The 24,694-nt window shown below is 61.5% G+C and carries 24 protein-coding genes; 10 read left to right on the top strand and 14 right to left on the bottom strand.

All coding sequences use genetic code 11. The annotated features are described in order from the left end of the window. Nucleotides 1–341 precede the first annotated feature (341 nt). The 4 genes from R2N11_RS25365 to R2N11_RS25350 form a co-directional block, all read right to left on the bottom strand. Complete coding sequence (locus R2N11_RS25365; protein WP_316682834.1) at nt 342–1,004, bottom strand: hypothetical protein; 663 nt, start codon at nt 1,002–1,004, stop codon at nt 342–344. Nucleotides 1,005–1,201: 197 nt separating this feature from the next. Continuing rightward, complete coding sequence (locus tag R2N11_RS25360; protein WP_316682833.1) at nt 1,202–1,636, bottom strand: demethoxyubiquinone hydroxylase family protein; 435 nt, start codon at nt 1,634–1,636, stop codon at nt 1,202–1,204. Further along, nucleotides 1,630–1,989 carry a hypothetical protein gene (locus tag R2N11_RS25355; protein ID WP_316682832.1) on the bottom strand — a complete coding sequence of 120 codons (360 nt, stop codon included), beginning with the start codon at nt 1,987–1,989 and terminating at the stop codon, nt 1,630–1,632. The genes R2N11_RS25360 and R2N11_RS25355 overlap by 7 nt, the downstream gene beginning before the upstream one ends. A gap of 99 nt (nt 1,990–2,088) precedes the next feature. Continuing rightward, nucleotides 2,089–2,364 (bottom strand): hypothetical protein, encoded by a 276-nt coding sequence (locus R2N11_RS25350; RefSeq protein WP_316682831.1) that lies wholly within the window; start codon nt 2,362–2,364, stop codon nt 2,089–2,091. Between the two features lie 609 nt (nt 2,365–2,973). On the opposite strand from R2N11_RS25350, the gene R2N11_RS25345 reads away from it, so the two are divergent. Continuing rightward, nucleotides 2,974–3,570 carry a hypothetical protein gene (locus tag R2N11_RS25345; protein ID WP_316682830.1) on the top strand — a complete coding sequence of 199 codons (597 nt, stop codon included), beginning with the start codon at nt 2,974–2,976 and terminating at the stop codon, nt 3,568–3,570. 130 nt (nt 3,571–3,700) lie between these two features. Here R2N11_RS25345 and R2N11_RS25340 read toward each other — a convergent pair whose 3' ends face one another. Continuing rightward, complete coding sequence (locus tag R2N11_RS25340; protein ID WP_199029509.1) at nt 3,701–5,287, bottom strand: isocitrate lyase; 1,587 nt, start codon at nt 5,285–5,287, stop codon at nt 3,701–3,703. Between the two features lie 349 nt (nt 5,288–5,636). Then, entirely contained in the window at nt 5,637–6,608 is a 972-nt protein-coding gene (locus tag R2N11_RS25335; protein WP_316682829.1) for a helix-turn-helix transcriptional regulator, read from the bottom strand. Nucleotides 6,609–6,694: 86 nt separating this feature from the next. Between R2N11_RS25335 and R2N11_RS25330 the strand changes: the two genes are divergently transcribed. Continuing rightward, on the top strand, nt 6,695–7,432 hold the full coding sequence (locus R2N11_RS25330) for an NIPSNAP family protein (RefSeq protein WP_199029513.1): 738 nt from the start codon (nt 6,695–6,697) through the stop codon (nt 7,430–7,432). A gap of 69 nt (nt 7,433–7,501) precedes the next feature. On the opposite strand, the gene R2N11_RS25325 is transcribed toward R2N11_RS25330, so the two are convergent. From R2N11_RS25325 to R2N11_RS25315, 3 genes are all read right to left on the bottom strand, one after another. Further along, nucleotides 7,502–8,170 carry a dihydrofolate reductase family protein gene (locus R2N11_RS25325; RefSeq protein ID WP_316682828.1) on the bottom strand — a complete coding sequence of 223 codons (669 nt, stop codon included), beginning with the start codon at nt 8,168–8,170 and terminating at the stop codon, nt 7,502–7,504. 88 nt (nt 8,171–8,258) lie between these two features. Next, on the bottom strand, nt 8,259–8,864 hold the full coding sequence (locus R2N11_RS25320) for a class I SAM-dependent methyltransferase (RefSeq protein ID WP_316682827.1): 606 nt from the start codon (nt 8,862–8,864) through the stop codon (nt 8,259–8,261). Nucleotides 8,865–9,111: 247 nt separating this feature from the next. Next, the gene (locus tag R2N11_RS25315; RefSeq protein WP_199029519.1) at nt 9,112–9,969 is read right to left on the bottom strand and encodes a LysR family transcriptional regulator; all 858 of its coding nucleotides are present in this window, start codon (nt 9,967–9,969) and stop codon (nt 9,112–9,114) included. A gap of 125 nt (nt 9,970–10,094) precedes the next feature. Here R2N11_RS25315 and mdtD point away from each other — a divergent pair, with 125 nt between their 5' ends. Continuing rightward, nucleotides 10,095–11,507: a multidrug transporter subunit MdtD gene (mdtD, locus tag R2N11_RS25310; protein ID WP_199029521.1), complete on the top strand. Its 1,413-nt coding sequence runs from the start codon at nt 10,095–10,097 to the stop codon at nt 11,505–11,507. Nucleotides 11,508–11,534: 27 nt separating this feature from the next. Here mdtD and R2N11_RS25305 read toward each other — a convergent pair whose 3' ends face one another. From R2N11_RS25305 to R2N11_RS25290, 4 genes are all read right to left on the bottom strand, one after another. Further along, the gene (locus tag R2N11_RS25305; RefSeq protein WP_316682826.1) at nt 11,535–12,893 is read right to left on the bottom strand and encodes an ankyrin repeat domain-containing protein; all 1,359 of its coding nucleotides are present in this window, start codon (nt 12,891–12,893) and stop codon (nt 11,535–11,537) included. 127 nt (nt 12,894–13,020) lie between these two features. Next, the gene (locus R2N11_RS25300) at nt 13,021–13,431 is read right to left on the bottom strand and encodes an HU family DNA-binding protein (RefSeq protein WP_199029525.1); all 411 of its coding nucleotides are present in this window, start codon (nt 13,429–13,431) and stop codon (nt 13,021–13,023) included. A gap of 305 nt (nt 13,432–13,736) precedes the next feature. Beyond that, nucleotides 13,737–14,531 (bottom strand): enoyl-CoA hydratase, encoded by a 795-nt coding sequence (locus R2N11_RS25295; RefSeq protein WP_316682825.1) that lies wholly within the window; start codon nt 14,529–14,531, stop codon nt 13,737–13,739. A gap of 10 nt (nt 14,532–14,541) precedes the next feature. Continuing rightward, nucleotides 14,542–15,096 carry a TetR/AcrR family transcriptional regulator gene (locus tag R2N11_RS25290; RefSeq protein ID WP_316682824.1) on the bottom strand — a complete coding sequence of 185 codons (555 nt, stop codon included), beginning with the start codon at nt 15,094–15,096 and terminating at the stop codon, nt 14,542–14,544. 81 nt (nt 15,097–15,177) lie between these two features. On the opposite strand from R2N11_RS25290, the gene R2N11_RS25285 reads away from it, so the two are divergent. The 5 genes from R2N11_RS25285 (at nt 15,178) to R2N11_RS25265 (ending at nt 20,756) form a co-directional block, all read left to right on the top strand. Beyond that, on the top strand, nt 15,178–15,789 hold the full coding sequence (locus R2N11_RS25285) for a DJ-1/PfpI family protein (protein WP_199029531.1): 612 nt from the start codon (nt 15,178–15,180) through the stop codon (nt 15,787–15,789). Between the two features lie 460 nt (nt 15,790–16,249). Next, complete coding sequence (fae, locus tag R2N11_RS25280) at nt 16,250–16,774, top strand: formaldehyde-activating enzyme (protein ID WP_199029533.1); 525 nt, start codon at nt 16,250–16,252, stop codon at nt 16,772–16,774. Nucleotides 16,775–16,785: 11 nt separating this feature from the next. Then, entirely contained in the window at nt 16,786–17,808 is a 1,023-nt protein-coding gene (locus R2N11_RS25275; RefSeq protein ID WP_199029535.1) for an aldo/keto reductase, read from the top strand. 14 nt (nt 17,809–17,822) lie between these two features. Then, nucleotides 17,823–19,271 (top strand): NAD-dependent succinate-semialdehyde dehydrogenase, encoded by a 1,449-nt coding sequence (locus R2N11_RS25270; RefSeq protein WP_316682823.1) that lies wholly within the window; start codon nt 17,823–17,825, stop codon nt 19,269–19,271. A gap of 150 nt (nt 19,272–19,421) precedes the next feature. Continuing rightward, on the top strand, nt 19,422–20,756 hold the full coding sequence (locus R2N11_RS25265) for an MFS transporter (protein ID WP_316682837.1): 1,335 nt from the start codon (nt 19,422–19,424) through the stop codon (nt 20,754–20,756). Between the two features lie 4 nt (nt 20,757–20,760). Here R2N11_RS25265 and R2N11_RS25260 read toward each other — a convergent pair whose 3' ends face one another. Then, nucleotides 20,761–21,666, bottom strand: a complete 906-nt coding sequence (locus tag R2N11_RS25260) for a LysR substrate-binding domain-containing protein (protein ID WP_199029541.1) — start codon at nt 21,664–21,666, stop codon at nt 20,761–20,763. Nucleotides 21,667–22,009: 343 nt separating this feature from the next. Here R2N11_RS25260 and R2N11_RS25255 point away from each other — a divergent pair, with 343 nt between their 5' ends. Together R2N11_RS25255 and aldA are read left to right on the top strand one after the other, a co-directional pair. Continuing rightward, nucleotides 22,010–22,939 carry a LysR substrate-binding domain-containing protein gene (locus tag R2N11_RS25255; protein ID WP_199029543.1) on the top strand — a complete coding sequence of 310 codons (930 nt, stop codon included), beginning with the start codon at nt 22,010–22,012 and terminating at the stop codon, nt 22,937–22,939. Nucleotides 22,940–23,216: 277 nt separating this feature from the next. Next, nucleotides 23,217–24,641: an aldehyde dehydrogenase gene (gene aldA / locus R2N11_RS25250; protein ID WP_316682822.1), complete on the top strand. Its 1,425-nt coding sequence runs from the start codon at nt 23,217–23,219 to the stop codon at nt 24,639–24,641. Nucleotides 24,642–24,694 lie beyond the last annotated feature (53 nt).

Raw genomic sequence — 24,694 nt, 5'->3', positions numbered from 1 at the left:
CTCAAGCTTGAACTCCCGGCTAAATTGCCGCCTCGTTCCCATAAACCACCTCCAGTTTCATTTTCCACCTTAACAAGGTGTCCATGAAACCGGCAGCAGCCCAACAGCCGCGCAGAACATCACCGGCTGCGTGCGGAGCAGCTACCGTACCTGCCGGGGGGGGGCAGCAGGTGCAGTCGGTTATTGGACGTAAAGAGGCAGTGAGTTGGACGGAGATGGTGGTGTAGGGGATAGAGGGCTGTAGTACGACTCTGGTTGTCCACGTATCTATCTGTATTGCTGAATGGAATTACTGCAGTCTTTTACTGGATCAAGTTTCGCGGCCCGTCGATACAGCGTCTTTAACGTTGGATTGGAATGGATTTAGTGAGCGGTTGCCGATAGCGCAAACGCCCTGCCACATAAGCGGGTATGAGTATGAGGGTGAGGGTTGCTCCGAGGTGGACACATATCGTGCTCCACATTGGACCAAATGGATCCATATCGGTCCAGAAGAAATAGAGCTGGAACAGCACGGCCGGCAGAGCACTGAATAGGGCCCATCTGATTGGCGCACTGCAGAAGGCAATACCCAGTGCAATCCCCATCAAGATTAGCGGTGCCATTTCAGTGAGTGAGTGAAACAGACCAAAGAAGTATGGCCCATTGTTATAGCGGCCTTGCGTTGTCAGCAAGCTGATCGCACCCGCCGCAATTGGCCACATCAGGAGCACTTTCGATGCGAAAGAGAGTTTGGCCGGCTTCCTTCCGACGAGCCATTTCTTGAAATTTTCAAGATTCCCATACTCGTCCTTATCGTGATAACCGAGGTATGAAAGGAAAAACATGATCACGACTCTTAGAGCCAGTCCAAGTCCCAGGCCAAACCACCCAATGAGCAGGATCCAATACCAAGACCCGAGCGATGTATTGTCTGGGTAGTCTTTTGCGTCAATCTGACACGCGTCATACCAAGTGGTGATTCTCAGGACGACAGATGCGGCAACGAACAGCCAGATGCTCACCTCAAGCCGCCGGCCCCATCCCAACACGAGTGGCGGGAGCATGAACGGGCTGAGGTAGCACAGACAAAGCAGGAGAAACCCCAAGGCTGACAACAAGTATCCCCTCCGCGGTTACAACCGCATACCAAGCCAAATGACGGCCTCTGTAGCGCCAGACACGATAGGCGTCAGAACACCCGTCCACACGTTTCCATTTGTTATGCGGTCAGCCGCATCGTCGTGGTGCCGTCGTTCTTCCGAAACAATGGCGGAGATTGCGGAAGCGGCTGCCTGGTCAACGCTGCAAGCTGCTGTTCCAAATGCCTGAGCACAACGCTTTCTACAGCAACGGTCGTTGCAGAAACCGCTGTGCGTCCCAGTAGCCCGGTAAGCACGCCAAGCGCAAGTCCACCTGCACCGCACAGCCAGTAACTTCTGCAACGACGTAGGCCCCTGCGCTCTAGCTCTGCACCGAAGATCGCCCTGTGATTGCGCTCGTCCGAGCGAAATTGGATGAGTTCGGGGACGAGGTCGGGAAAGAAGAGTCGAGCTATCGCGATCTGGCCCGTGTATATGCAGATGGCGCCGTGCTCGCCGGCATGATCGACTTTGAGGTATCGATCGCCGAGGTTGCGTTGTTCGGTGCTTACCATTTGCGCCAGTATTGCGACACCGTCAGTACGGCAGGTAGCGCAACCAGACCGCAGATCGCCACAGCATGCCATGCCACCCAACCCGCATTGAACCGACGCATCCATAGCAGTATTGTGCGCGTTACGATCCCAGCCCAAAGGCCGGCGCTGGCGTACCAGATCAACGCGGCGCCAATGACTGCACCCAAACCACCGTTGGTATCAGGATCGTTAAGTTCGTTCGACGCGAGAATTGACAACCAAATTGCCGGCACCCCGATCAGCACCGCAAGGCCAAGCAGGGATTTGCGTCCCGGCATGAGCAGCGCGACGGCAAAAGGAATGCCATATAGAAGAAGCGGGATGCTGTACAAGATGTACAAAATCAGTCTCTGCTGGCCAAGTCGAATGTGGTGAGTGATGCCTCGCCGTAAGTTTCCCCGCCCATCCCAGCGGAACGCAACTACACCTTCTTATTTACCCCGCCCCCGCTCCAACGCCCCCAACAACTCCCACCGATACAACTCCACCAGCACCCCCTCCAACGTGGTGAGCAGATACACCCCAATCCCATCCAAAAGCCCCGCGTGGTACTCCGCCGATTTTTCGCAGGCGTAACTCTGAAACTCCCACCGAAACACCCTCGGCTCAAACTGCCGATGCAGCTTCAACCCCGCCTGCGTCCGCCGCAGAAAATCGCGAGCTGCCAGCGCACCTTGCAGATAGTCTCGGTTACGTTCAAGCGCCATCGTGCACCTCCGCAAATAGCGTGCGATCTGTACAAGGCGGGGAAGGGAAATACGCGGAGCAGCGTCCGCAAGAGAAGGGAATAGCTTGAATCAGTAATGCCATCGTCTTGCCCTCTAACTGGTTGAGTAGGGGAGCCGCCCACCGTTGAGGGTGGGCGGGCACACGGCAAGGTCTGCAATACCGATCAAGTGCCGGCCTTTCAGGAAGCGTCTTCCTTATCAACGTCTTTCCCTGTCCCGCTGTGCCCCTAAATTTGGGGATGTTTGCGCCCACCCGGTTTGTTATTTCTGCGCCTACCTGAGCGATCCCCCTTTCTACGGCTCAGGTCATGTTCAAAACAGGGAGAGATCACAATGAAACGCACCAACCGGCTGGCGACCTTGCTCTTATGCGCAAGCGCCGCTCTGATGATCGCCGCATGCGGCGGTGGCGATGATGGAAGTCGTGGCAGCAATGCATCCGGGTCTGGAGGTTCCCTCACCGGCGATGGCGCAAGCTGCAGTGCCGTCAAGCCGCAATGCACGGTGTCTGCGTCTCCGGCATCCACGGCAAACAGTCCATTGCCGGCCGGGACCAACGTCGTACTCAGCGCAAGTTGCAGCACGGGCGTGACGCAAGCGGATTGGTTCACCAATGCGCAGACGTTTGCCAAGGGCCTGAACGTGACCGTCAACCCGAGCACGACAACGGGCTACGGTTTTGCCTACAGTAACTGCGCGGGCGGCGACCACGCAGGCCTTTACGTCTACGTGGGGGCGGGTTCCAACGGCGGCACGCCGGGCAATGGGGGCGGAAACAACGGCGGCAGCAGCGGTGGCAGTAGCGGCAGCATCAGCACCAATTCCGGCACGAGCGCCGTCAATTGCTTGCGCATGGGCACCAACGCACAGGGCTCGATTACCGTGACGAATACCTGCAACGCCAGAATTGGCTATTCCTTCTGCAACCTCTACGCAACGGCGCCCAGCTCAACGGGTTCGCTATTTGTCTGCCAGGGCCATTCAGCCTCCTACAGCCCAACCGGTTATGTGTATGAGCAAGGTGCTGACTCGTTGAGCCCTGGGCAGACGGACATCCTTCTGGGCACCGCCGTGCAAAATCAGAAAGCCTGGGTGATGGCCTGCGCGAGTGGGGCTCCGCATATCGTCAATTTCAATACACCCACCATCAATGCCAACTCTACGGCTACCGGCATTTGCTATTGAATGCTTTCGCTCAGGCAGGCCTACACGCGCGCTTGCTGTCGTAGGGTGCTCCGGCTGGTGAGTCTTCTCGGCGCCTCCAAAAAAAAACGCCAACCCTAGGGTTGGCGTTTTGCTTGAGGCAAGACCCGTATCAGTGGAACTGATTCATCGTGTTGTCCTTACCGGCAGCCTTCAGCGCTGCTTCGCCGCTGAAGTATTCCTTGTGGTCATCGCCGATGTCCGAGCCCGACATGTTCTGGTGCTTGACGCAGGCGATGCCTTGACGGATTTCCTTGCGCTGCACGCCAGCCACATAACCCAGCATGCCTTGGTCGCCGAAGTATTCCTTGGCCAGGTTGTCGGTCGACAGCGCGGCGGTGTGGTACGTCGGCAGCGTGATCAGGTGGTGGAAGATACCGGCTTCGCGCGATGCGTCGGCCTGGAAGGTGCGGATCTTCTCGTCAGCGATCTTGGCCAGTTCGGTGTCGTCGTATTCCGGGCTCATCAGCGCGCCGCGCTCGTAGGCCGACACATCCTTGCCGGCTTCCTTCATTGCGTCATACACCTGCTGACGGAAGTTCAGCGTCCAGTTGAACGACGGGCTGTTGTTGTACACCAGCTTGGCGTTCGGGATGACCTTGCGGATCTCTTTCACCATGCCGCCGATCTGCGCGATGTGCGGCTTCTCGGTTTCGATCCACAGCAGGTCGGCGCCGTTTTGCAGCGAGGTGATGCAATCCAGCACGCAGCGTGCTTCGCCCGTGCCAGCGCGGAACTGGAACAGGTTGCTCGGCAGGCGCTTGGGGCGCAGCAGCTTGCCGTCGCGCTTGATGACCACGTCACCGTTGCCCAGTTGATCTGCCGACAGCTCTTCGCAGTCGAGGAACGCGTTGTATTGGTCGCCCAGGTCGCCCGGCTCCTTGGTCACGGCGATCTGCTTGGTCAGGCCGGCGCCCAGCGAGTCAGTACGGGCCACGATGATGCCGTCGTCCACGCCCAGCTCCAGGAACGCGTAGCGGATCGCGCGGATCTTGGCCAGGAAGTCCTCGTGCGGCACGGTGACCTTGCCGTCTTGGTGGCCGCACTGCTTCTCGTCCGACACTTGGTTTTCGATCTGGATGCAGCATGCACCGGCTTCGATGAACTGCTTGGCCAGCAGGTAGGTGGCTTCAGCATTGCCGAAACCAGCGTCGATGTCGGCAATGATGGGCACCACGTGCGTCACGTGGTTGTCGATCTTCTGCTGGATGGCGGCCTTGGTAGCGGCATCCTTGGCGGCGTCCAGCTCGCGGAACAGGCCGCCCAGTTCACGGGCATCCGCTTGGCGCAGGAAGGTGTACAGCTCGCGGATCAGTGCGCTGACCGAGGTCTTCTCGTGCATCGACTGGTCCGGCAGCGGGCCGAACTCCGAGCGCAGCGCAGCGACCATCCAGCCCGACAGGTACAGATAGCGGCGCTCGGTGCTGTTGAAGTGCTTCTTGATGGAGATCATCTTCTGCTGACCGATGAAGCCGTGCCAGCAGCCCAGCGACTGGGTGTACTTGGCCGGATCAGCGTCGTAGGCAGCCATGTCGGCGCGCATGATCTTGGCGGTGTACTTGGCGATGTCCAGACCCGTCTTGAACTTGTTCTGCGCACGCATGCGGGCTGCGTACTCGGGGTTGATCGCATTCCATGCGCTGCCGTGGGTTTCTTTCAAACCGGCAACTGCCTTGATGTCGTCTTGGTACTGGGCCATGTGTCTCTCCTAAGGGCAAAACGTGTTTGAGTAACTGGGTGGGTGTGTCGCCACGTTTGTCGAAACTCGAAGCGAACCGCATGACCAAATTGTAGTGCTGCCTTGATGCGTCGCAACAAGGTCTTATATAAGACATAAGACTTTGTTTATGGTTATTTTTCAACGGGTTACGTACTGTTTTTTGCAATGCGGAAAGTGTTTTCGCGGAGCGAAAACGAGGTGGCGCGGAAATTCCAGACGAATTTCGCAATGTGAAACGGGCTTTCAGTCGCCGGAGATGGGGGCTTGGATAGCGCGAGCGACGACCGTTGGGGACTGTGTGGAGGTGCGCTGGCGTAGCTGCGCGGGCTTACTTCTTATAGAGCGCCTTCAACTGCAGCAGCTCTTCCATCAACTGATGCTTGAGTTCCTGCGGCCCCAGTATCTTTACGTGGGCGCCGTATCCCAGCAACTTTCGCGCACCGTGCTCGATGGATTCGATGGGCATCAGACACGCCTTCCAGCCGGATGGCACCTCGGCATGCCCGGCATCCTGCGCGACAGGCATCGTCTTGACGCGCGCGTTGATGAGCCAGTTCTCGCCACGCGGCGAGACAGCAATGTGCGCCGTCAACCGATAGAGATCGGTTTCGTACCGGTGCATGGCGTCATGCCAGTGCCTGGCCAGATCAAACCGTGCGGGCCGCTTGAAGCGGCGGCGCGAGGGCTTGAGTTCGACGATCTTCGCGAGCCGGAAGGTCAATGGGCTGGGCTTGCCCACCACTTTGGCAACCAGGTACCAGGCCCCGCCTTTGAGCACCAGGCCGAGCGGTTCAAGTTCGCGATTGGATACGCCGCGCCAACTTTCGTACTTCACTTCGATACGGTGCGCGCTCCACACCGCGTCGGCCACTTCACGCAGGAACACCGGCGTTTCCTGTGCGCGGTACCAATCCACCGTATCGATATGCAGCCGGCTGGCGACGCGATCCGCGTGCTCGCGCGAGTCTGGGGCCAGGCTTGCAATCATCTTCCGCCGCGCGGAGGTCGCCATGTCGTCCAGGCCAAGCTCCGTTGCTGGGCCGGGTAAACCTGCCAGAAACAGCGCGTGCGCTTCCTGCTGGGTAAGGCCGGTGAGGTCGGTGCGCCAACCCTCACGCAGCTGAAAGCCGCCGTTGCGACCGCGGTCTCCCCAGATGGGCACGCCGGCAGTGGAGAGCTGATCGATATCCCGCAGGATCGTGCGTTCGGAAACCTCCAGTGCTTCAGCCAGTGCCGGTGCAGTCATCCGCCCGCGCGCTTGCAGCAGCATCATGATCGACAGCAGCCGGCTCGCTTTCATGAATGTCCTACGACCTCAAATACATGACATGAGGTGTCATGTTAATGGACATATCGTGGGTGCATTCCCCCAAGCAAAGGTCAAACATGAACGCGAGCATTCAAGACAGGCAACTGGAGGTGATCGAGCTGCGCCAATACACGCTTCGCCCCAACAAGCGCGATGCGTTGATTGACCTCTTTGATCGTGAGCTGGTCGAGCCGCAGGAAGCGGTCGGGATGACGATCATGGGACAGTTCCGCGACCTGGATCATCCGGATCTGTTTGTCTGGCTGCGTGGGTTTGAGAGCATGCAGACCCGTCTGAGCGGCCTGCAGGCCTTCTATGGCGGCGCCACCTGGCAGGCGCATGCCGAGGCGGCCAACGCCACGATGCTGGATTCGGACAACGTACTGTTGCTGCGCCCCGCCTGGGAGGGCGCACACCTGCCCACGGATGTGATGCACCGCGCGAGTCGTGATGCGGTGGCGATCCCGCCAGGGTTTGTCGACATCACGGTCTTCTATCTGGAGGCGCCGGCGTCAACAGAGCTTCTGGCGTTCTGCCGCGAACGCATGACCTACGTTCTCAACGTCGGTGGCGCGGGCGCTCAGGGCTGGTACACCACAGAGCCCCGTGAGAACAACTTCCCCCGATTGCCCGTGCGTGCAAGCGAGCACGTGCTGGTGGGCGTTGCCGTGTTTCCCGACCTCGCACGGTTTGAGGCATTCGGCCGCTCGAATCTATGGGCGCGTGAGATTGCCCCGCAGTTGGCGCAGTGGCCGATTCGGTCGACCGAGACGCACCGGCTGTTGCCAACGGCGCGCTCGGCCATCCATGCGTAGGCCGAGCGTGGTCATGAAAATCGTTTCCGGCCCCCGAGGTTCGGATGACGCCGTCAGATCGGAGAAGCCTCAAGCGCTAGCGTCCGCCCGCGCCTGGCGCTGCAGGACGACATGCGTGGCCTTCTCCGACGCGACAGATTGAACGCATGCGTACCCCAGCGCCCGCAAGTCCAGCCCTTCGAACAGCGGCTCCCCCTGGCCGAGCAGGACAGGCGAGATCGCAATGTGCAGTTCGTCAATCAGACCCTCACGAAGATACTGCCGGATGGTGTTCGGTCCACCACCGATCCGCACATCCTTTCCGGCAGCAGCCTCACGTGCACGGTCAAGCGCCTCGCGAATGCCTCCTGTGACGAAGTGGAACGTCGTGCCGCCCTCCATCTCAATAGAGGGGCGAGCATGGTGGGTCAGGACGAACACCGGAACGTGATACGGCGGGCTGTCTCCCCACCAGCCTTTCCAATTCATGTCTGGCCAGTCCCCGCGAATGGGGCCGAACATGTTCCGCCCGAGAATCCAGGCGCCGACATTCTGAAAGCTACGGGCAGCGAAATCATCGTCCACCCCGGTCGTACCGCCGTCCCTGCCGAACAGGGCCTGCTGGAATGTGCGTGTCGGGATCAGCCACTGGTGCAGTTCGATCCCGCCAACGCCGAGCGGATTGTTGATGTCTTGATGCGGACCCGCTCCATATCCGTCGAGCGAGATGGTGAAGCCTGCAACTCGAACGCGTGCCATCGGTTTGCCTCCGTGTAGACGTCCAACAGGGTATCCGCAGACGTGCCATGCCTGAGGAAGGGCATGGCGTCATGCCGGCTGCGGTAATTCAGGATTCCCGCTTCAGGGCGAGGAAACTCCACGTCACATCACCCCGGCCAAGCATGTCTTCGCGCGTGCTGCGGTGATGTTCTTGCAAGCCGGCTTGTCGACCAAGAGCGATCGTCTCGTCTGCGGACACATCGAACATTCGCCGCCCCTCCGGAACCGGACCGTGCCGAAGCGACATGACGATTACGCCACCAGCGCGCACCAATCCGGCCACGGCAGACATTGCAACCTTCCGCTCCGTTTCGTCAAGGTGCATCCAGACCGCGGTGAGCAGGATGAGATCAAAGCGCCGCGCGCTGTTGCGCATCACACGCAGCATCGGCAGGTGATCGTCCACCCATTCAAGATTGGGCAACGGATGCAGCCGCTTTCCTTCTTGACGTAACTCCGGTGTTGGCTCGACCGCGACGACGCGATGCCCGCGTGCAGCCAGTGCGGCAGCATCGCGGCCGGAGCCGGCACCGATGTCGAGCACATCGGCTTCATGTTGCGGAAAGAGGTGGATGACATCTCGGTGAACCGCCTCAAACGCAATGCTTTCATACTGCGCAACCAACTCAGTCGCACGGCTGCCATAGCCGGCGGTTCCTGCGGGAGCATTCATGAAGTCTCCGGGGGCGCGAGGGACAACCCACGCGATTTGAAACCTGCATTCTGATGGAGATCAACCACCCCGGGTAGCTGGCTGGCCTTGCAGATGGAGCAGCATGGTCGTGAGCCCATCGCGCGGCCAAATTACGTTCCATCGGCCATTTGCAGGGGAGAGGTGCCGCCTTGCACTCCGCGGTGGGCGTCGATCGCCTTACCCTTTACCGCTTGCTGTCGTCCTGGCGGTATTCCGCCTTTCGCTTTCAGTCCGCCCGCCCTGCGCGCAGGTCACTCTTGCGGATGAGCTGCAGGAGCGTTTCCGCAGGCTTGGTCAGCCGCCGCGCCGACAGCGTGATGAATTCGATTGCCGGCAGGGGCGGCAGCGCATCGACGTTGACGGGCGGCACCAGTCCGCCCCCGGTCAGGTCTTGCGCACGCACCGTAATGCCTAGGCCGCCGCGTGCTGCGGCAATGCAGCCGGAATGGCTGCTGCTGGTGCACACCACGCGCCAGAGCCAGCCTGCCGCCGCCAGTGTGTCCAGCACCACCGAGCGGGTCACGCTCGGCTCATTGACGAGGATGAGCGGCAGCGGCTGACCCACATCGACTGCGGTGCCGGGCCGCGCCAGCCATTCGAGCTGACCACGGAACAGCGGTACACCGCGCCGCCCGCCTTCGCGGCGCTTGCCGATGATCAGGTCGAGCGAGCCGTCTTCAATGCCCTCGTAAAGCTTGCTGGTCATCCCCATCGTGATCTCAAGCTCGACGTCCGGGTGCGTGGCACGGAATGCCGCCAGCAGATTGGGCAGTGGCCCGGAGGCCAGGTCCTCCGATGTTCCCAGCCGAACGCGCCCCTGTAGCCGAGGCGCGCTGAACTGCAGCTCGGCGCGCGCCAGCGATTCGAGGATCAGCCTTGCGTGGACGAGCAGCGCCTCGCCATCGGGCGTCAGTGATAGGGAGTGCGTGTCGCGCACAAACAGCCGTCGGTTCACGCTCTGTTCCAGGCGGCGGATGTGATCGCTGACCGACGATTGCGACAAGCCAAGCTGGCGCCCGGCATCGGTAAAGCTGCGTGCCGCGGCCACGGTGGCGAAGGTCTGAATCCATACGGGATTGAGCATGGCGCATTGTCATCGGATTTTCCGATGACAGTCAACGTCTCCAGAGGGGTTCCCGATTGGTCAACCATGCGTAGCATTGCGGGTGTTGTCCGGAACGTTCTGGGCAGGTACTCCCAGGATTGCGCATGCACACCGCTTCTTCCGCCGTCGCCAAACAGGATGTGTCTCAGAAGGCCATGCTGTGGATCGTCTTTGCAGGCTTCTTCATGCAGGCGCTGGACACGACGATCGTCAATACCGCGCTGCCCTCGATGGCGCACAGCCTGGGCGAGAAACCGCTCGACCTCAAATCGGTCGTGGTGGCTTATACGCTGACCATGGCGCTGCTGACGCCGGCGTCGGGTTGGCTGGCTGACAAGTTCGGCACGCGTCGCGTCTATTTCAGCGCCATCCTGATTTTCGTGATCGGCTCAGTGTTCTGTGCCACGGCCCACACGCTGCCGCAACTCGTCATCGCCCGCGTTTTGCAGGGTATTGGGGGCTCCATGCTGCTGCCGGTTGGCCGGCTGGCGGTGTTGCGCAATATTCCGGGCGAGCAGTACATCGCGGCACTGGCTTTCGTGTCGGTGGCCGGGCAGGTGGGGCCGCTCCTGGGGCCGGCGCTGGGCGGATGGCTCGTGCAGGATGCCTCTTGGCACTGGATTTTTCTGATCAATGTGCCGGTCGGTCTGGTGGGCCTGCTCGCGGTACGACGCTATCTGCCGCAGGACGCATCCAACGCGGTGGCGCCATTCGACTGGATCGGCTGCGGTCTGCTGTCGATGTGCATGGTGACGTTTTCACTGGCGTTGGAGAGCGGCGCGGATAGCCCGTGGAGTGCGCTACTCGTTGCCGTCAGTCTCGTCAGTGCACTGCTCTATATCCCGCATGCAAGGCGGCGTGTCTCTCCGCTGTTCCGGCTATCGCTGTTCCGGGAGCCCAACTTCAGTGTTGGCCTGATCGGCAACCTGTTCTGCCGGATTGGCTCGGGCGCTGTGCCGTTTCTGCTTCCGCTGCTGTTTCAGTTGCAGCTTGGCTATTCGCCGTTCCATTCGGGGTTGCTGCTGTTGCCGATTGCCATTGCGGGCATGCTTGCCAAGCGCTGGGTCGTGCCCCTTGTGAACCGGTTCGGGTATGACGGATTCCTGCTGATCAACACGTTGATCGTCGGTGTATCCATTGCATCGTTTGCGGCCATGTCGCCGGGCTGGCCGCTGGCGCTGTCGATCCTGCAACTGTCGATTTTCGGGTGGGCGAATTCAATGCAGTTTGCCGCCATGAACAGCATCACGCTCAAGGGGCTGTCCCACCAGGATGCTGGCAGCGGCAACAGCTTGTTTTCGATGGTGCAGATGCTGGCGATCGGCCTGGGGGTGACGATTGGCGGCGGGCTCGTCAGTCTTTTCTCGGTGAAGCTCGGCGTGGCCGCTCCGGCTTACCAGCTCGCCTTCCTCACCATGGGCTTGGTGACGGTGCTGTCTGCGTTGATCTTCCGCCGGTTGGATGCCAGACCGTTCCAACCTGATCGCGTGGAGTCCGAAGCTGTGCAGGCACGCTAGTGCGGTTGACGTTGGCTGTGCCGGTACTCAGCGCGGGCAGTCGTCCGTTTGGGCTGAGTGACTTTTCTGCTGCAGAAGTTGTGCAACATCCGGGTGCCCATGGCAGCGTGCGTAGGCAAGTGCGGTGAAGCCTGCGGGGGATTTGGCATTTGGGTCCGCGCCCGCCTCCAGAAGTGATTTCGTCAACGGCAGGTCGCCATAGGCCGCGGCGCGGACCAGTAAGCTATAGCCACGAGGATCCCGCGCGTTGATATCAACAAGACGGCTCGACGGCGACATCGCGTTCAGCTGGTCATTGATATGCCGGAGCTGGACTTCGTGAATCTTATTCAACGCCTCAAACAGCACGGTTTTCATGCGCTGGTTGACCTCATCCGGAATCAGCGGCTGCGGCGACATGCCGATCAGCATCTCCAGCGCACGGGTATCTCCCTTGATGGCAACCTGGGCGCTGCTCATCAGCGGCGATGTCCAGACGCCGGTTGCGTGGCGTTGCACGGGAAGCGCATAGCCGCGTTGGATCAAGGTTTCGACGATGTCCAGGCGGCCGGCATGGATGGCGGCATCCCAGGCGGCCATCTCGGGCGGGGCAGGCTCTCGCAGGTCAAGCAGGTCGCGCACGACGTCGATGGGCGCGCGCTTGCGGATGGCAACCGTAATATCCGCGCTTCTGAGCGGATAGGTAACCCCAGGATCGCGCTGCCATGCATCGCGGCTTGGGGTGAACTGGCTGAACTTTGCTTTCAGCCGTTGCAGGGCTTCCCCTCGCTGCGGTTCCGGTAAATCGACAATGCCCGACCAGAGTGACGATAGATCTGCCGTCTGCTCCGCAGGCGCCTTGTCGAGCAGGCGATCGAGAAAGAGGTGAGCCACTTGCGCTGATTCTTCAGGCGTGACGCGGCCGTTACCAAGCACTTGCAGAAGGCGCCCAACTTCTCCCCAGGCGTACTTGCCGTCTCGCGTTGGCGCGGCGCCGTCGTCAAGCAGCAACTCGATCCCGCGCAAGACCGGCTTCACATGCAGCTGGTTTGGCGCCAGACCGATAAAGAAATCCAGGCGCATGTTATTCAGTTCTGCCCGGTCTTCCGGGCGGGCAAGATCACGGAACGCTAGCCAATCCTCCTGCCGGAGGTTTTCGGTGGCGATGCTCGCCTGCGTGAATACGGTATGCGGGCACTTGAGGAAAGGCTGCAGCGGTTCGTTCAATGCGCGCAAGCGTTGAATATCGCCATCAATGACGGCCTCACATTGCTTTTCAGATGCTTCCGCGGTTGTCGGCTCTGCTGATCGCGCCGCCACGGCTAGTGTTGCGCTTCCGAGCGCCATATTCAAAACCACGGATAGCTGGGCCACTCGGCGCAACCAGGCAGATGTGAATGGCGTCACTTAAATGTTCCTTGATCAGGTGGAGATACCGGACGATTTAGCGTGTTGAGTGTATGGCAGGGCTTGTGCGCTCCGGCGCAGCATGAAAAAAGGGGGCCGAAGCCCCCTGTATTCCTGTTGCGGCGTGTTACCCGTTCAGGGCCGCATCCTTGACCTTCTTCAGGGCGCGGACTTTCACGCGCACCGATGCCGGCTTCGCTTCGAACCACTGCTCCAAACCAGTAAAGGGGTTCTTGCCAAAGCGGCGCTTGGTTGCCGGAACCTTCACGGACGTCACCTTGAACAGGCCCGGCAGCGTGAACTCGCCGGCGCCCTTCTTGTGCAGTGCGCCTGTGATGGTGTTTTCCAGATGCAGCAGAACCGCCTTCACCGCCTTGGCGTCAACCTGTGCCTGTTCGGCCAGATGGGTCACCAGGCTCGATTTGGTGAACGTGTTCTTCAACGGTTTGACCGATGCCGTGGTGGCGGCAGGCTTCTTTGCCGGCGCGGCCTTCTTCGGTGCTGCTTTCTTTGCTGCTGTTTTAGCTTTGGTTGCCATAGGAGTATTCAGAAGTAGGTGAATGGGCCAGCAAGGTTTTAGCGTATCGCACAGCGCGATACGCCGCAAGAAAGGATAGCAAAACTCGCACGGATCGAATGTGGAAATCACGGGTGCTGACTGCAGCCGGCTTGCTCGCGAGGCCATCCACCAAGGGGTTTTTCATCCGCTGGGCAGGTAAGACCATCGCCCACACTTAAGCCGAGACCGAACCGTTCCTTCTGAAGAAACGCCCCTGTTCGATCTGCGATCCCCGGCATTGAGGCACAGGCGGTGCGGGGATTCAGGTGCAAAACTGAATCCGCTCACCGCTGCCACGTGGCCGGCCGCTTCTCCAGAAACGCGTCAATCCCTTCGCCGGCATCCTCTTCCATCATGTTGCGCGCCATGACATCGCCGGCGTAGGCATAGGCGTCGCTCAGTGCCATCTGCCGCTGCCGATAGAACATCGCTTTGCCATAGCGGATGGCGGCGGGGCTCTTTGACAGGATGTCGGCCACCTTGCGCGCGATGGCCTCGTCAAGCGCCGCGTCAGGCACGGCCTCGTTGATGAGGCCCCAGTCGGCAGCCGTGGCCGCGTCGATGAAGCGGCCCGTTACCAGCATGTCGAATGCGCGCTTGGCCGAGACGTTGCGCGACAGCGCTACGGCAGGCGTTGAGCAGAACAGGCCAACATTGATGCCTGATACTGCAAACCGTGCCGCGTCGGACGCAATCGCCAGGTCACAACTGGCAACGAGCTGGCAGCCCGCCGCAGTGGCAATGCCATGCACCCGCGCGATGACCGGCACCGGCAGTGCCTGGATGGCCTGCATTACCACGCTGCAGCGCGCAAACAGCGCCTGGTAGTAGGCGAGCTGCGGTGTGCCGCGCATTTCGCGCAAATCGTGTCCGGCGCAAAACGCCTTGCCTGCGGCGGCGAGCACCACGCAACGTACGCCGTTGTCTGTCGCCACGTCGTCAAGGGCGCGCTGCAAAGCATCCAGCATGGCTTCAGACAGTGCGTTGAATTGCAGCGGGCGGTTCAGGGTGAGGGTGACGACGCCTGCGTGCGCTTCCTGCAGCACCAGCTCATCCGTTGTTGTGGAGTGGGAATCCATGCAGCATCTCCTACACAGGGAGTCGATGCGGAAGTCCGCCGCTCCGCAGCCGCGCAATCGCCATCTGAGCAAGCTGCGCAAACGACGCCGGCTGGTTACGCTCCCCCGATTGCTGTCCGCCGATGAGCCACAGGTGTGCGAAGCGTGCCACGATCTCTGCGTCGACAGGGTTGTCCATCCTCGCGCGGCAGGTCGAGATGGCGAATGACAATCGGGTGCGGTCGACCCGCTCTTGGTACTCAGCGACCACGCGGTCCCGGCGTGCCCATGCCCGAATCGCGATCTCCCGCTGCGGGTGCTTGTCGGCGGCCACCGCCAGATAGCGCGTGAGCACATCTTCCAGGGTGAGACCTTCCGCCGCATGGGCGAGCATCCGCTCGGTGTAGTCCTGCTCCCATTGCGCGAGCACGGAGCGGACAAAGGCTTCGCGACTGCGGAAGTGGTGATAGAACGAGCCGCGCGTCACTTTCAGGCGCCGGGCCAGGCGCTCGGCAGACACGCCGGAGTAGCCCTCGTGGTCAAGCGCATCGAGTGCGGCGGCAATCCATTGATCTCGCGTCAGCATGGGTGGGGGTAACGATAACGTACAGACTGTGTATGGCCGTGCCGGCGTCTCTAGACTGCGGCTTCAATTCTGGAGCCGCCAATGAAGCAAATCGCACTGATCGCCTTTGAGCAATTCACCGACATCGACCTGTTCCTGATGTGGGACATTCTGGGTCGCAACAGGAAGGATTGGCAAGTTCGGATTCTGGGTAAGCAACCGGAACTCCGATCGGCCCATGGTCTGCTGATTCCGACGCATGGCCGGCTTGAAGAGGCCAGCCGGGCCGATGTCGTGCTCTTCTCCAGCGGCAAGGAGGGCGTACCTGCCGCCATGTCGGATGCCGCCTTCATGGGCGCATTTCAGCTGGACCCGAGTCGCCAGTTGATCGGCTCCATCTGCGGGGGGGCGCTCATTCTTGCGCGGCTTGGCCTGCTTGCGCATCCCCTGGCGACGACGCATCCTGACGCGCGTGAGGCGCTGCGTGCAGAAGGTGTGGAACCCGACGAGCGGCCATTCGTGAACGATGGCAATGTCGCCACGGCTGGCGGGTGTCTTGCTGCGCTCTACCTCGTTGGCTGGGTTGCGCAGCGCCTGTACGGCACAGAGAAATGCCTGGAGACGCTGCGGCCAGTGCTGCCTTCAGGTCAGTACAGCGTGTATGAGAAGTTGATTGTGTCCAGCCTGGAGCAGGGCCGAGCGCAGCACGCTTGAGCCTCGGTGTCGGGCTATGCATTCGTACTTGTGATGCGCGATGCCGGTGCGGCACCGGATGAGGCTTGTGTTATGTCGACGACGCATGACTTCATGTTCCATCTTCGTTGATACCGGAGTGCCGCTGTCACAGGCGTTCTTGCGGCTGTTCAACGACAACAACCGCAACTGAAGCAAAGACCACTTACGCCCTGGCCCATGGCGGCAACGTCAGCGCGAAGCCGCCTGGCATTCCTTCTCTCATGAGAGCCCATCTGGCAAGGCTACTCTGCGCTTTCCCGACCGGCCGGCCCGCCACGAGGGTACGCATACCTTCCGCGGAATCTCTGCCGCGCCGCAGCTTGGGGCTAGTCCCGATATGCGGCCCCCGCATACCCCGTCATCGAAATTTGTCGCTTCCCGGGTGGATTCGCGCGCCGACACAATGGCCACGCATAACCCTCTTGGACGTGACATTGCAATGACTTCCTCCACCCAAAAGCAGCTCTACATCGGCGAAGGCTTTGAAGGCCCCGGTGTCAATCTCGCGCACATCAACGTGCTGGTTGGCCCCCGCAACGGTCCTGCCGGCCAGGCGTTTTCCACCGCACTGGCAACCCCGTCGGCTGGCCATGCACCGTTCGTCATCATTGCGCAGCCGGGCGTGCCGACCAAGCCGCTCACGCTGTACGTGAACAAGGCGCCGATCGAGAGCGACTTCCATGGCAACGCTACATGGGGCGCCTCGCAGGCAGGCATCGCCAAGGCTGTTGCCGAAGCGCTGGAAAACGGCACGCTGCCGCCGGAAGCGGAGAACGACTGGGTGGTCGTGTCGGCCAACTGGGTGAACCCCAAGACTGACGACCTCGACGCCGTGTTCGAGAACAACTACAAGGCCTGCCGCAACGCGATCATCGCCGCCATGGAAGGCCTGCCGCGCAAGGAAGCCGTGTTTGCCGCCGCGCGTGAAGTCTCCAATCCGTTCTACACCCCGAAGAAGGGCTGAGGAGACCCAAGATGGAATACGTCCGCCTGGGCCAATCCGGCCTGAAGGTATCGCGCCTGTGCCTGGGCACGATGAACATGGGCACGCCGCAGTGGAAGCCGTGGATTTTTGATGAGGCGCAAAGCGAGCCGATCGTGCGCCACGCGCTGGAAGCCGGTGTCAACTTCATCGACCTGGCCGATTTCTACTCGACCGGTGTTGGCGAAGAGGTTGTCGGCCGCATCCTGAAGCGCCTTGCGCGCCGTGAAGAGCTGGTCGTGACCACCAAGGTTGGCTATGACATGGGCAACTACCCCAATGCGGGTGGCCATTCGCGCAAGCACATCCTCGATGGCATTGATGCGTCGCTCAAGCGGCTCGACATGGACTACGTCGATGTCTACATGCTGCATTTCTTCGACGTGAACACGCCTGTTGAGGAAACCATGCGCGCGATGCATGACGTTGTCGAGGCCGGCAAGGCGCGTTACCTCGGTGTGTCGACCATGTACACGTGGCAGTTCGCTAAGATCATGCAAGTGTGCGAGCGCAACGGCTGGCACAAGCCGATCAACATGCAGCTCCAGCTCAACCTCGCCTACCGCGAAGAAGAGCGCGAGATGGTGCCGTACTGCATCGACCAGGGCGTTGGTGTGTCGGTGTTCAGCCCGTTGGCACGCGGTCTGCTGACTTGCGAGCCGAAATCCACCCGCAACCAGACCGATTTCTTTACCGCGCAGATGTATGGCGATCCGGCATCGCTGGCGATTGCGGAATCGGTGGCAAGAGTGGCCAAGCGTCGCGGTGTGCCGCCCGCGCAGATTGCGCAGGCATGGGTGCTCAGTCGCCCGGGGATTGCCAGCATGCTGGTCGGCGCGGATTCGGTTGCGCAGTTCGACAGCGCACTCGGCGCGCTCGAAACCAAGCTGACCGAAGACGAGTTGTACGAGTTGGACCGCAACTACACACCATGCGACCTGATCAACGACTACACGGCCGGCAAGCGCTGCGCGCGTGAGGCGCGTCCGTCGCAAGGCGTGTTTGCGACAGAGTAAAGGAGCACGACACCATGAGCGAATTTCTCAAGACCGGCCACTATATTGGTGGCGAGTGGTACGAGCCGCAGGGCGGCGCAGCCACCTACGCGGTGCTGAACCCTGCAACGGGCGAGGCCATTGCACAGGTTGCAAAGGGTGGCGCTGCCGAAACCCAGCAGGCCATTGATGCCGCCGAGCGCGCGCTGCCCGCCTGGCGCGCGCTCACCGCCAAGGAGCGCGGCGCACGCATCAAGCGTTGGGGCGAACTGATGCTCGAGAACCGCGATGCGCTGGCTGAGCTGATGTCGCGCGAGCAAGGCAAGCCGCTGGCTGAAGCCAAGGGCGAAGTGGCGTATGCCGCGAGCTTCCTGGAATGGTTTGCCGAAGAAGCCAAGCGCATGTACGGCGACGTGATTCCGAGCCCGAAGCCGAACGCGCAGATTGTCGTCACCCGTGAGCCGATTGGCGTGGTGGCGGCCATCACGCCGTGGAACTTCCCGCTGGCGATGATCACGCGCAAGGCGGGCCCCGCGCTGGCAGCCGGCTGCACGATGGTGCTCAAGCCGTCGGAAGAGACGCCGCTGTCGGCATTCGCGCTGGCCGTGTTGGCCGAGCGTGCAGGTGTGCCGGCCGGGGTTTTCAATGTCGTGTCGGGCGATGCGGTGGCCATTGGTGCGGTGCTTACCGGGTCCGAGGTCGTGCGCAAGCTGTCGTTCACAGGCTCGACGCGGGTGGGCAAGCTGCTTGCCAAGCAGTCAGCCGACACGCTGAAGAAGCTGTCGCTGGAGCTGGGCGGCAACGCACCGTTCATCGTGTTTGACGATGCCGATCTCGATGCTGCGGTTGAAGGCGCCATGGCTTCCAAGTTCCGCAACACCGGACAGACTTGCGTGTGTGTGAACCGCTTCCTGGTGCAAGACGGCGTGTATGACGCGTTCACACAGAAGCTGGCGGCGGCGGTCAGGAAGCTGCGTGTGGGCAATGCGCTCACGGGCGATGTCGATCAGGGGCCATTGATCAACTCGGCAGCACTCGCCAAGGTGGAGGTGCACGTTGCCGATGCAACAGCCAAGGGTGCCACGGCAGTTACGGGTGGTAAGCGTCACGCGCTCGGCGGCACGTTCTACGAGCCGACCGTGCTGACGGGCATGACGCCCGATATGCTGATCGCGGAAGAGGAAACCTTCGGCCCGGTCGCCGCGTGCTTCCGCTTCCAGACCGAGGAAGAAGCGATTGCCGTTGCCAACGACACCCCGTTTGGCCTGTCCGCGTACTTCTATACGCGTGACCTCGGTCGCGCATGGCGTGTCTCGGGCGCGCTGGAAAGCGGCATGGTTGGCGTCAACGACGGCATTATCTCCACCGAGGTCGCCCCCTTTGGCGGCGTGAAGCAATCCGGCCTCGGCCGTGAAGGCTCGAAGTACGGCATCGACGAGTACGTCGAGCTCAAGTACACGCTGATGGCCGGTCTCGGCCGTTAAGTCGCTTCCCCAGCGATTGCGCCGCGCACCTTGTCTGGCTGCGCGGCGCCCGTTTCCCCTTGGCGGGGCGCCCCACGCCCACGCATCACCCATAAGAATTCAGGAGGAGCCATGAGCCAGTCGAATGCTCAGTATGTGGCGGACGGCGCGATGCCGCAGTCATCTGCGGTTGAACGCCCGCAAGGTCGGGTCAACCTCGACGATGTGCCGCTGAACCGCTTCCATATCAAGATTGCTGGACTGACGTTCGGCGCGCACCTGACCGAAGGCTACGTGCTGGGTACTGTTGGTTACGCGCTCAGCGCCATGGGCACGCAGATGCCGCTTGATCCGTTCTGGATGGGGCTGCTTGGCAGCTCCGCGCTGATCGGCATCTTCCTGGGTAGCCTCCTGTTTGGCCGCTTGTCCGACATCATGGGCCGTCAGAAGATTTTCCTGACGAGCTTCCTGATCATCACCCTCGCTTCGGCAGCGCAGTTCTTCGTGACGTCACCGATGGAGCTGTTGCTGCTGCGTATCCTGATTGGCATCGGGATGGGCGGTGACTTCTCGGTTGGCCATGCGATCCTGGCCGAATTCTCGCCGCGCAAGCATCGTGGGGTTTTGCTGGGTTCGTTCAGTGTGATCTGGACCGTGGGCTACGTCATCGCCAACGTGCTCGGCATGGTCTACGCGCACGCCACGCCAGATTCCTGGCGCTGGTTGCTGGCCTCGGCCGCGTTGCCTGCTGCAATCATCCTGCTCCTGCGCATGGGCACGCCGGAATCGCCGCGCTGGCTTGCCGGCAAGGGCCGCGTAAAAGAAGCCCGTGACATCGTAACGAAGCTCTTTGGCCCGAATGTGGTGCTGGACGGCGTGGGTGAACGTCATGAGAACGCGGGTTTCGGGCGCCTGTTCCAGCCGGATCTGATTCGCCGCACGATCTTCAATTGCGTGTTCTTCATGTGCCTGGTGATCCCGTACTTCGCGATCTACACGTTCTTGCCGACGATCCTCTGGACGATCGGTCTGTCACAAGGCTTTGGCACGGATCTGCTGCTCAACGGTTTTCTTGTGTTGGGTGCTTTGATCGGCATCTGGCTCACGATCGTGCTGTCGCGGCGCGGTTTCCTGATCGGTTCGTTTGCCGTGACCTGTGTGTCGCTGCTGGCGCTGGCGCTGCTGCCGTCCACCGCGTCGGTTGCCATGATCATCGCGTTCGCCATCTTCACGCTCACCATGTCGGCATTTAGCAACCTCGTTGGCGTGTTTCCGCCTGAGTGCTTTCCGACGGAAGTGCGGGCAAGCGGCGTTGGCCTTTCGGTTGCGTGCAGCCGGCTGGGTTCGGCTGTCGGCACGTTCCTGCTGCCGGTGGGCATCACGACGCTCGGCTTTCAGGCGACGATGTTTGCGCTTGCCGGTGTGTTGCTCGTTGGAATGATTGTGTCGATTGCGTGGGCACCCGAGACGAAGCACCTGACGCTCAACCAGGCGGCGGGCCACTGAGGCATCAGCACATACGTGGTGGAGCGTTTTCCGGTCTGGCCCGCTCTGCCACTTGCTCCCGCAACCATGCGGTGAACGCGCGCACATGTTCGGCCGCGACGTTCTCCGGCGCAACGTCGAGCCAATAGCCGAATGGCCCGACCACTTGCTCCGGCGAGAGCTGTACCAGGCTGCCTTCGCCGATTTCCTCTTCAATCATGTTCACATCGACGATGGCAAGCCCTGCGCCCTTGCGCGCTGCATGAATCGCTTGTTCGAGTGTTGAAAATTCGATGCCGTCGCCCATGCGCTTGAACGGGATGCCTGCCTGCGCGCACCAGTCCGCCCACATCGTCAGGCGCTTGCCTTCATGCAGCACGTGCAGCGGCGGCAGCCTGGCGAGTAGCCTGTCCAGCGGCTCATCTGCCAAGCGTGGTGCGCCGACCAGGGCGTGCCGTTCCATCATCAGCAGTTCCGAATGCATGCCGGTCTGTGCTGCGCGTCCGAAGCGGATGTGGCAATCGCAGTCGTCCGTGGCGGTCGTGCGGATCGACAGTTCAACATCCGGTTGGGCCTCTGACAGCGTACCGAGGCGCGGCGAGAACCACTGGGTCGCAAGTGTGGGCGGCAGCGACACCGTGAGGCGCTGTTTTGTTTCTGGGCGCTCGACGGCAATTTCGCCGATGCCATGTTCGATGGCGTCGAATGCCTGCTCCACGAATGGCAACAGGCGCTGTCCCGCATCGGTCAACGACACGCCTTTGTGGTCACGCTCGAAGAGCTGTGCGCCAAGTGCATCCTCCAGCAGCCGGATCTGCCGGCTGACTGCGCTCTGGGTAACGCACAGCGACGTTGCCGCGCGGCTGAAGCTCAGGTGCTGCGCGGTTTCCTCAAAAAATCGCAGGGCGATGAGCGATGGCAAACGTCGCATGGTGTTCCCTTGGTTTGGATTCGTGCGGGGCTCAGGTCCTGATGGCTGGTCGGTGCATCCGCGATGCACGCATTGATGGCTGCCGATCCGCAGTGTGGCACGCCACTTGAGCGGTCCCGTCCGGTGTCGTTGGTATCGCCACTGTACTGGCGCGGCCAGACCATATTCGCTTTGCCCCCGTTCAGCATTGAGACGTGTCTGAAAATACTGACTGGCAGCCGTCAGCCATCTTCATCGCGCGGCAGTCGGCTACTTCGATGGGGGGATCGCCCATGCCGAGCACGCGGGCTGACCCTACAATACGCCTTCCGACACTGAATGCTCCCGCCCCGTGAGACGCAAGATGCCGGCGCTGAATGCGCTCAAAGCCTTTGAAATGGCCGGTCGCACCGGCAGCTTTACGCGTGCGGCGGAACTGCTCAACGTGACGCAAAGCGCGGTGAGCCGCCAAGTCCGGCAGCTCGAAAGCCAGCTCGGTGAATCCCTGCTCGAGCGCCGCCATCATCAGCTGGAGCTGACGGCGGCCGGCCGCGTGCTGCTGCACGCGCTGCAGCAGTCGTTCGACAAGATCGAGTTGACGGTGCGCAGCCTGCAGGAGAAAACGCACCTGAACCGGCTGCGCGTGAATGTGCCGCCGACCTTTGCTGTGCGCTGGTTCATGCCGCGCCTGGGGCGGCTATGCGAGGCCTATCCCGAATCCGAGCTCAGTCTTACCACGCGCATCCACGACAGCCTGGGAGAGTCACGCGTGCTCGATTGCGCCATCCGCTTTGGTGATGGCGAGTGGGATGGCTTTGACAACGTGTTGCTGATGCAGGAGCAACACATTGCCGTCTGTTCACCGGCGCTGTATGCGAGGCTGCGGCAGGGCAGTGAGCCCATCGACCTGAACCGCTTCACGCTGCTGCATGTGCTCGCGACCGACGATCAGCGCTACCTGACCTGGCAGCACTGGTTGAAGGAGGCCGGCATCACCGGCGTCGACACCAGCGGCGGCTACGAATTCGACCTGCTTGACCACGTGATCCGCGCCGCCATCGATGGGCTTGGCATTGCCATTGCCGATCGCCACATGGTCGCCCGCGAGCTTGCGGCAGGCCAGTTGATGCAGGTGCTCAACGTGCATGTGGATGGTCATCAATCGTATTGGTTTGTGACGCGCCCGGAGCAGACCAACCTGCCGCACATCGTGCAGTTTCGCGAATGGTTGCAGCAGGAAGTGTGGTTGGCCAAGCGCCATCTCGAGCCCTCGTCACCGCCGTCGCGACGCTGAAAGGGCAAGCCCTTATCCGCCGTAGTTGGGCCCGGCTTTAGGACCAGTCGGAAAATGCTGCTGGGCGCACGTCCATGCTGTGATGCAGCACACGAATGCGCTCCCTTGCACTGTCTGGGTTTCCAGAAGATTCGCGGATAAACATGAGTTTTTTGCATGTTACGTGCGCGAATAAGTCGTTTGTCGTGCGTTTGTCGCATGCACAGAATGCGCTCCAGTCCAGCAACGGGGGACGCCAGTCGAAGCGCTCCGCCCGTCCACTCGGAGGAGCCTCTGCATGCGTACCGAACGCAACTACGTCAACGGTCAGTTCGTCGCTTCCGAAAGCGACACGTTCATCGTTGTTAAGAACCCCGCCACCGAGGCGCCGTTTGCCCGTGTGCACGCTGTTACGGCCAACGAAGCCATCGCTGCAGTCGACGTGGCCGCGGCCGCGCAGAAGGCATGGCGCAAGCTGCCCAGCACCGAGCGCGCGGCCTACCTGCACAAGCTCGCCGATGCATTGACCGCACGCGCTCCGGAAATCGGAGCAGCGCTCGCGCAGGAATCCGGCAAGAGCGTCGAAGACGCCTCAAACGAAGCCGTCTACGCGGCCCAGATCACGCGCTATCACGCAGAATGGGCACGCCGCATCGAAGGCGAAGTCATCCCCAGCGACACGCCTGATGAAAACCTGTTCTTGCAGCGCGAGCCTATTGGCGTTGTCGCCTGTCTGATCCCATTCAACTACCCCGTCTACACGCTGCTGCGCAAGGTCGCGCCGGCGCTGATCACCGGCAACACGGTCGTCGTGCGCCCGAGCAACAACACGCCGGTGTCGGCCTTCGAGATTGCGAAGGCTGTGGAAGACGCAGGTTTCCCCCCGGGCGTGATCAACATCCTGACGATGGACCACGCCACTGCCGAGGCGCTGTGCACGCATCCGGCCGTCGGCATGATCACGCTCACGGGCAGCGTGAACGCCGGCCGCAAGGTGCTCGACTACTGCAAGGCGAACATTGCACGGCCGTCGCTCGAGCTGGGCGGCAAGACGCCCGCGATCATCGAGCCTGATGCCGATCTTGACCGCGCCGCCGCCGATCTGGTCGCGGCAAAGACGGCGCACTGCGGTCAGCGCTGCACTGCCATTGAGCGCATTTACGTGCATGACAGCGTGCACGATCGCTTTGTCGCGCTGCTCAAGGAAAAGATGGCGGCTGTGCAGATTGGCGACCGCGCAGTCGATCCGTCACGCATGGGGCCGCTCGTCAGCGCCTCGGCGCGCATGCAGATTCACGGCATGGTTGAACGCGCGATTGCCGCCGGTGCAACGCTCGAAACGGGCGGTGTCATTCCGGAAGGCGCCGGCTTCTTCTATCCGGCCACACTGCTGACCGGCGTCCGCCAGGACATGGAGATCGTGCAGGAGGAAACATTCGGCCCGATCCTGCCGGTGTTGCGCTACTCGACCATTGACGAAGCCATCACCTTGGCGAACGACCACCAGTTCGGCCTGGCATCGGTGCTCTACACCGAGAACTATCGCAACGCGATGAAGGTTGCGAACGCGATCGAATCGGGTGAGCTGTACGTCAACCGCACGCCGGCAGACCCGTACCAGGGCTACCACGCGGGTTGGAAACGCTCGGGCCTGGGCGGCGACGACGGCAAGCACGGGATGCTCGAGTTCACGCAAACGCGCCTCGTCGTCATGAAGTACTGACGGGGCGGGCGTCCTGTTTCCGGCGCGCGCCGCAGCACGCGCGCCGTTCCCCA

Source organism: Ralstonia flaminis, assembly GCF_958415495.1.
Classification (GTDB): Bacteria; Pseudomonadota; Gammaproteobacteria; order Burkholderiales; family Burkholderiaceae; genus Ralstonia; species Ralstonia flaminis.
The sequence above is the reverse complement of the archived record's forward strand: the minus strand, read 5'-3'. Positions and strand labels throughout refer to the sequence as shown.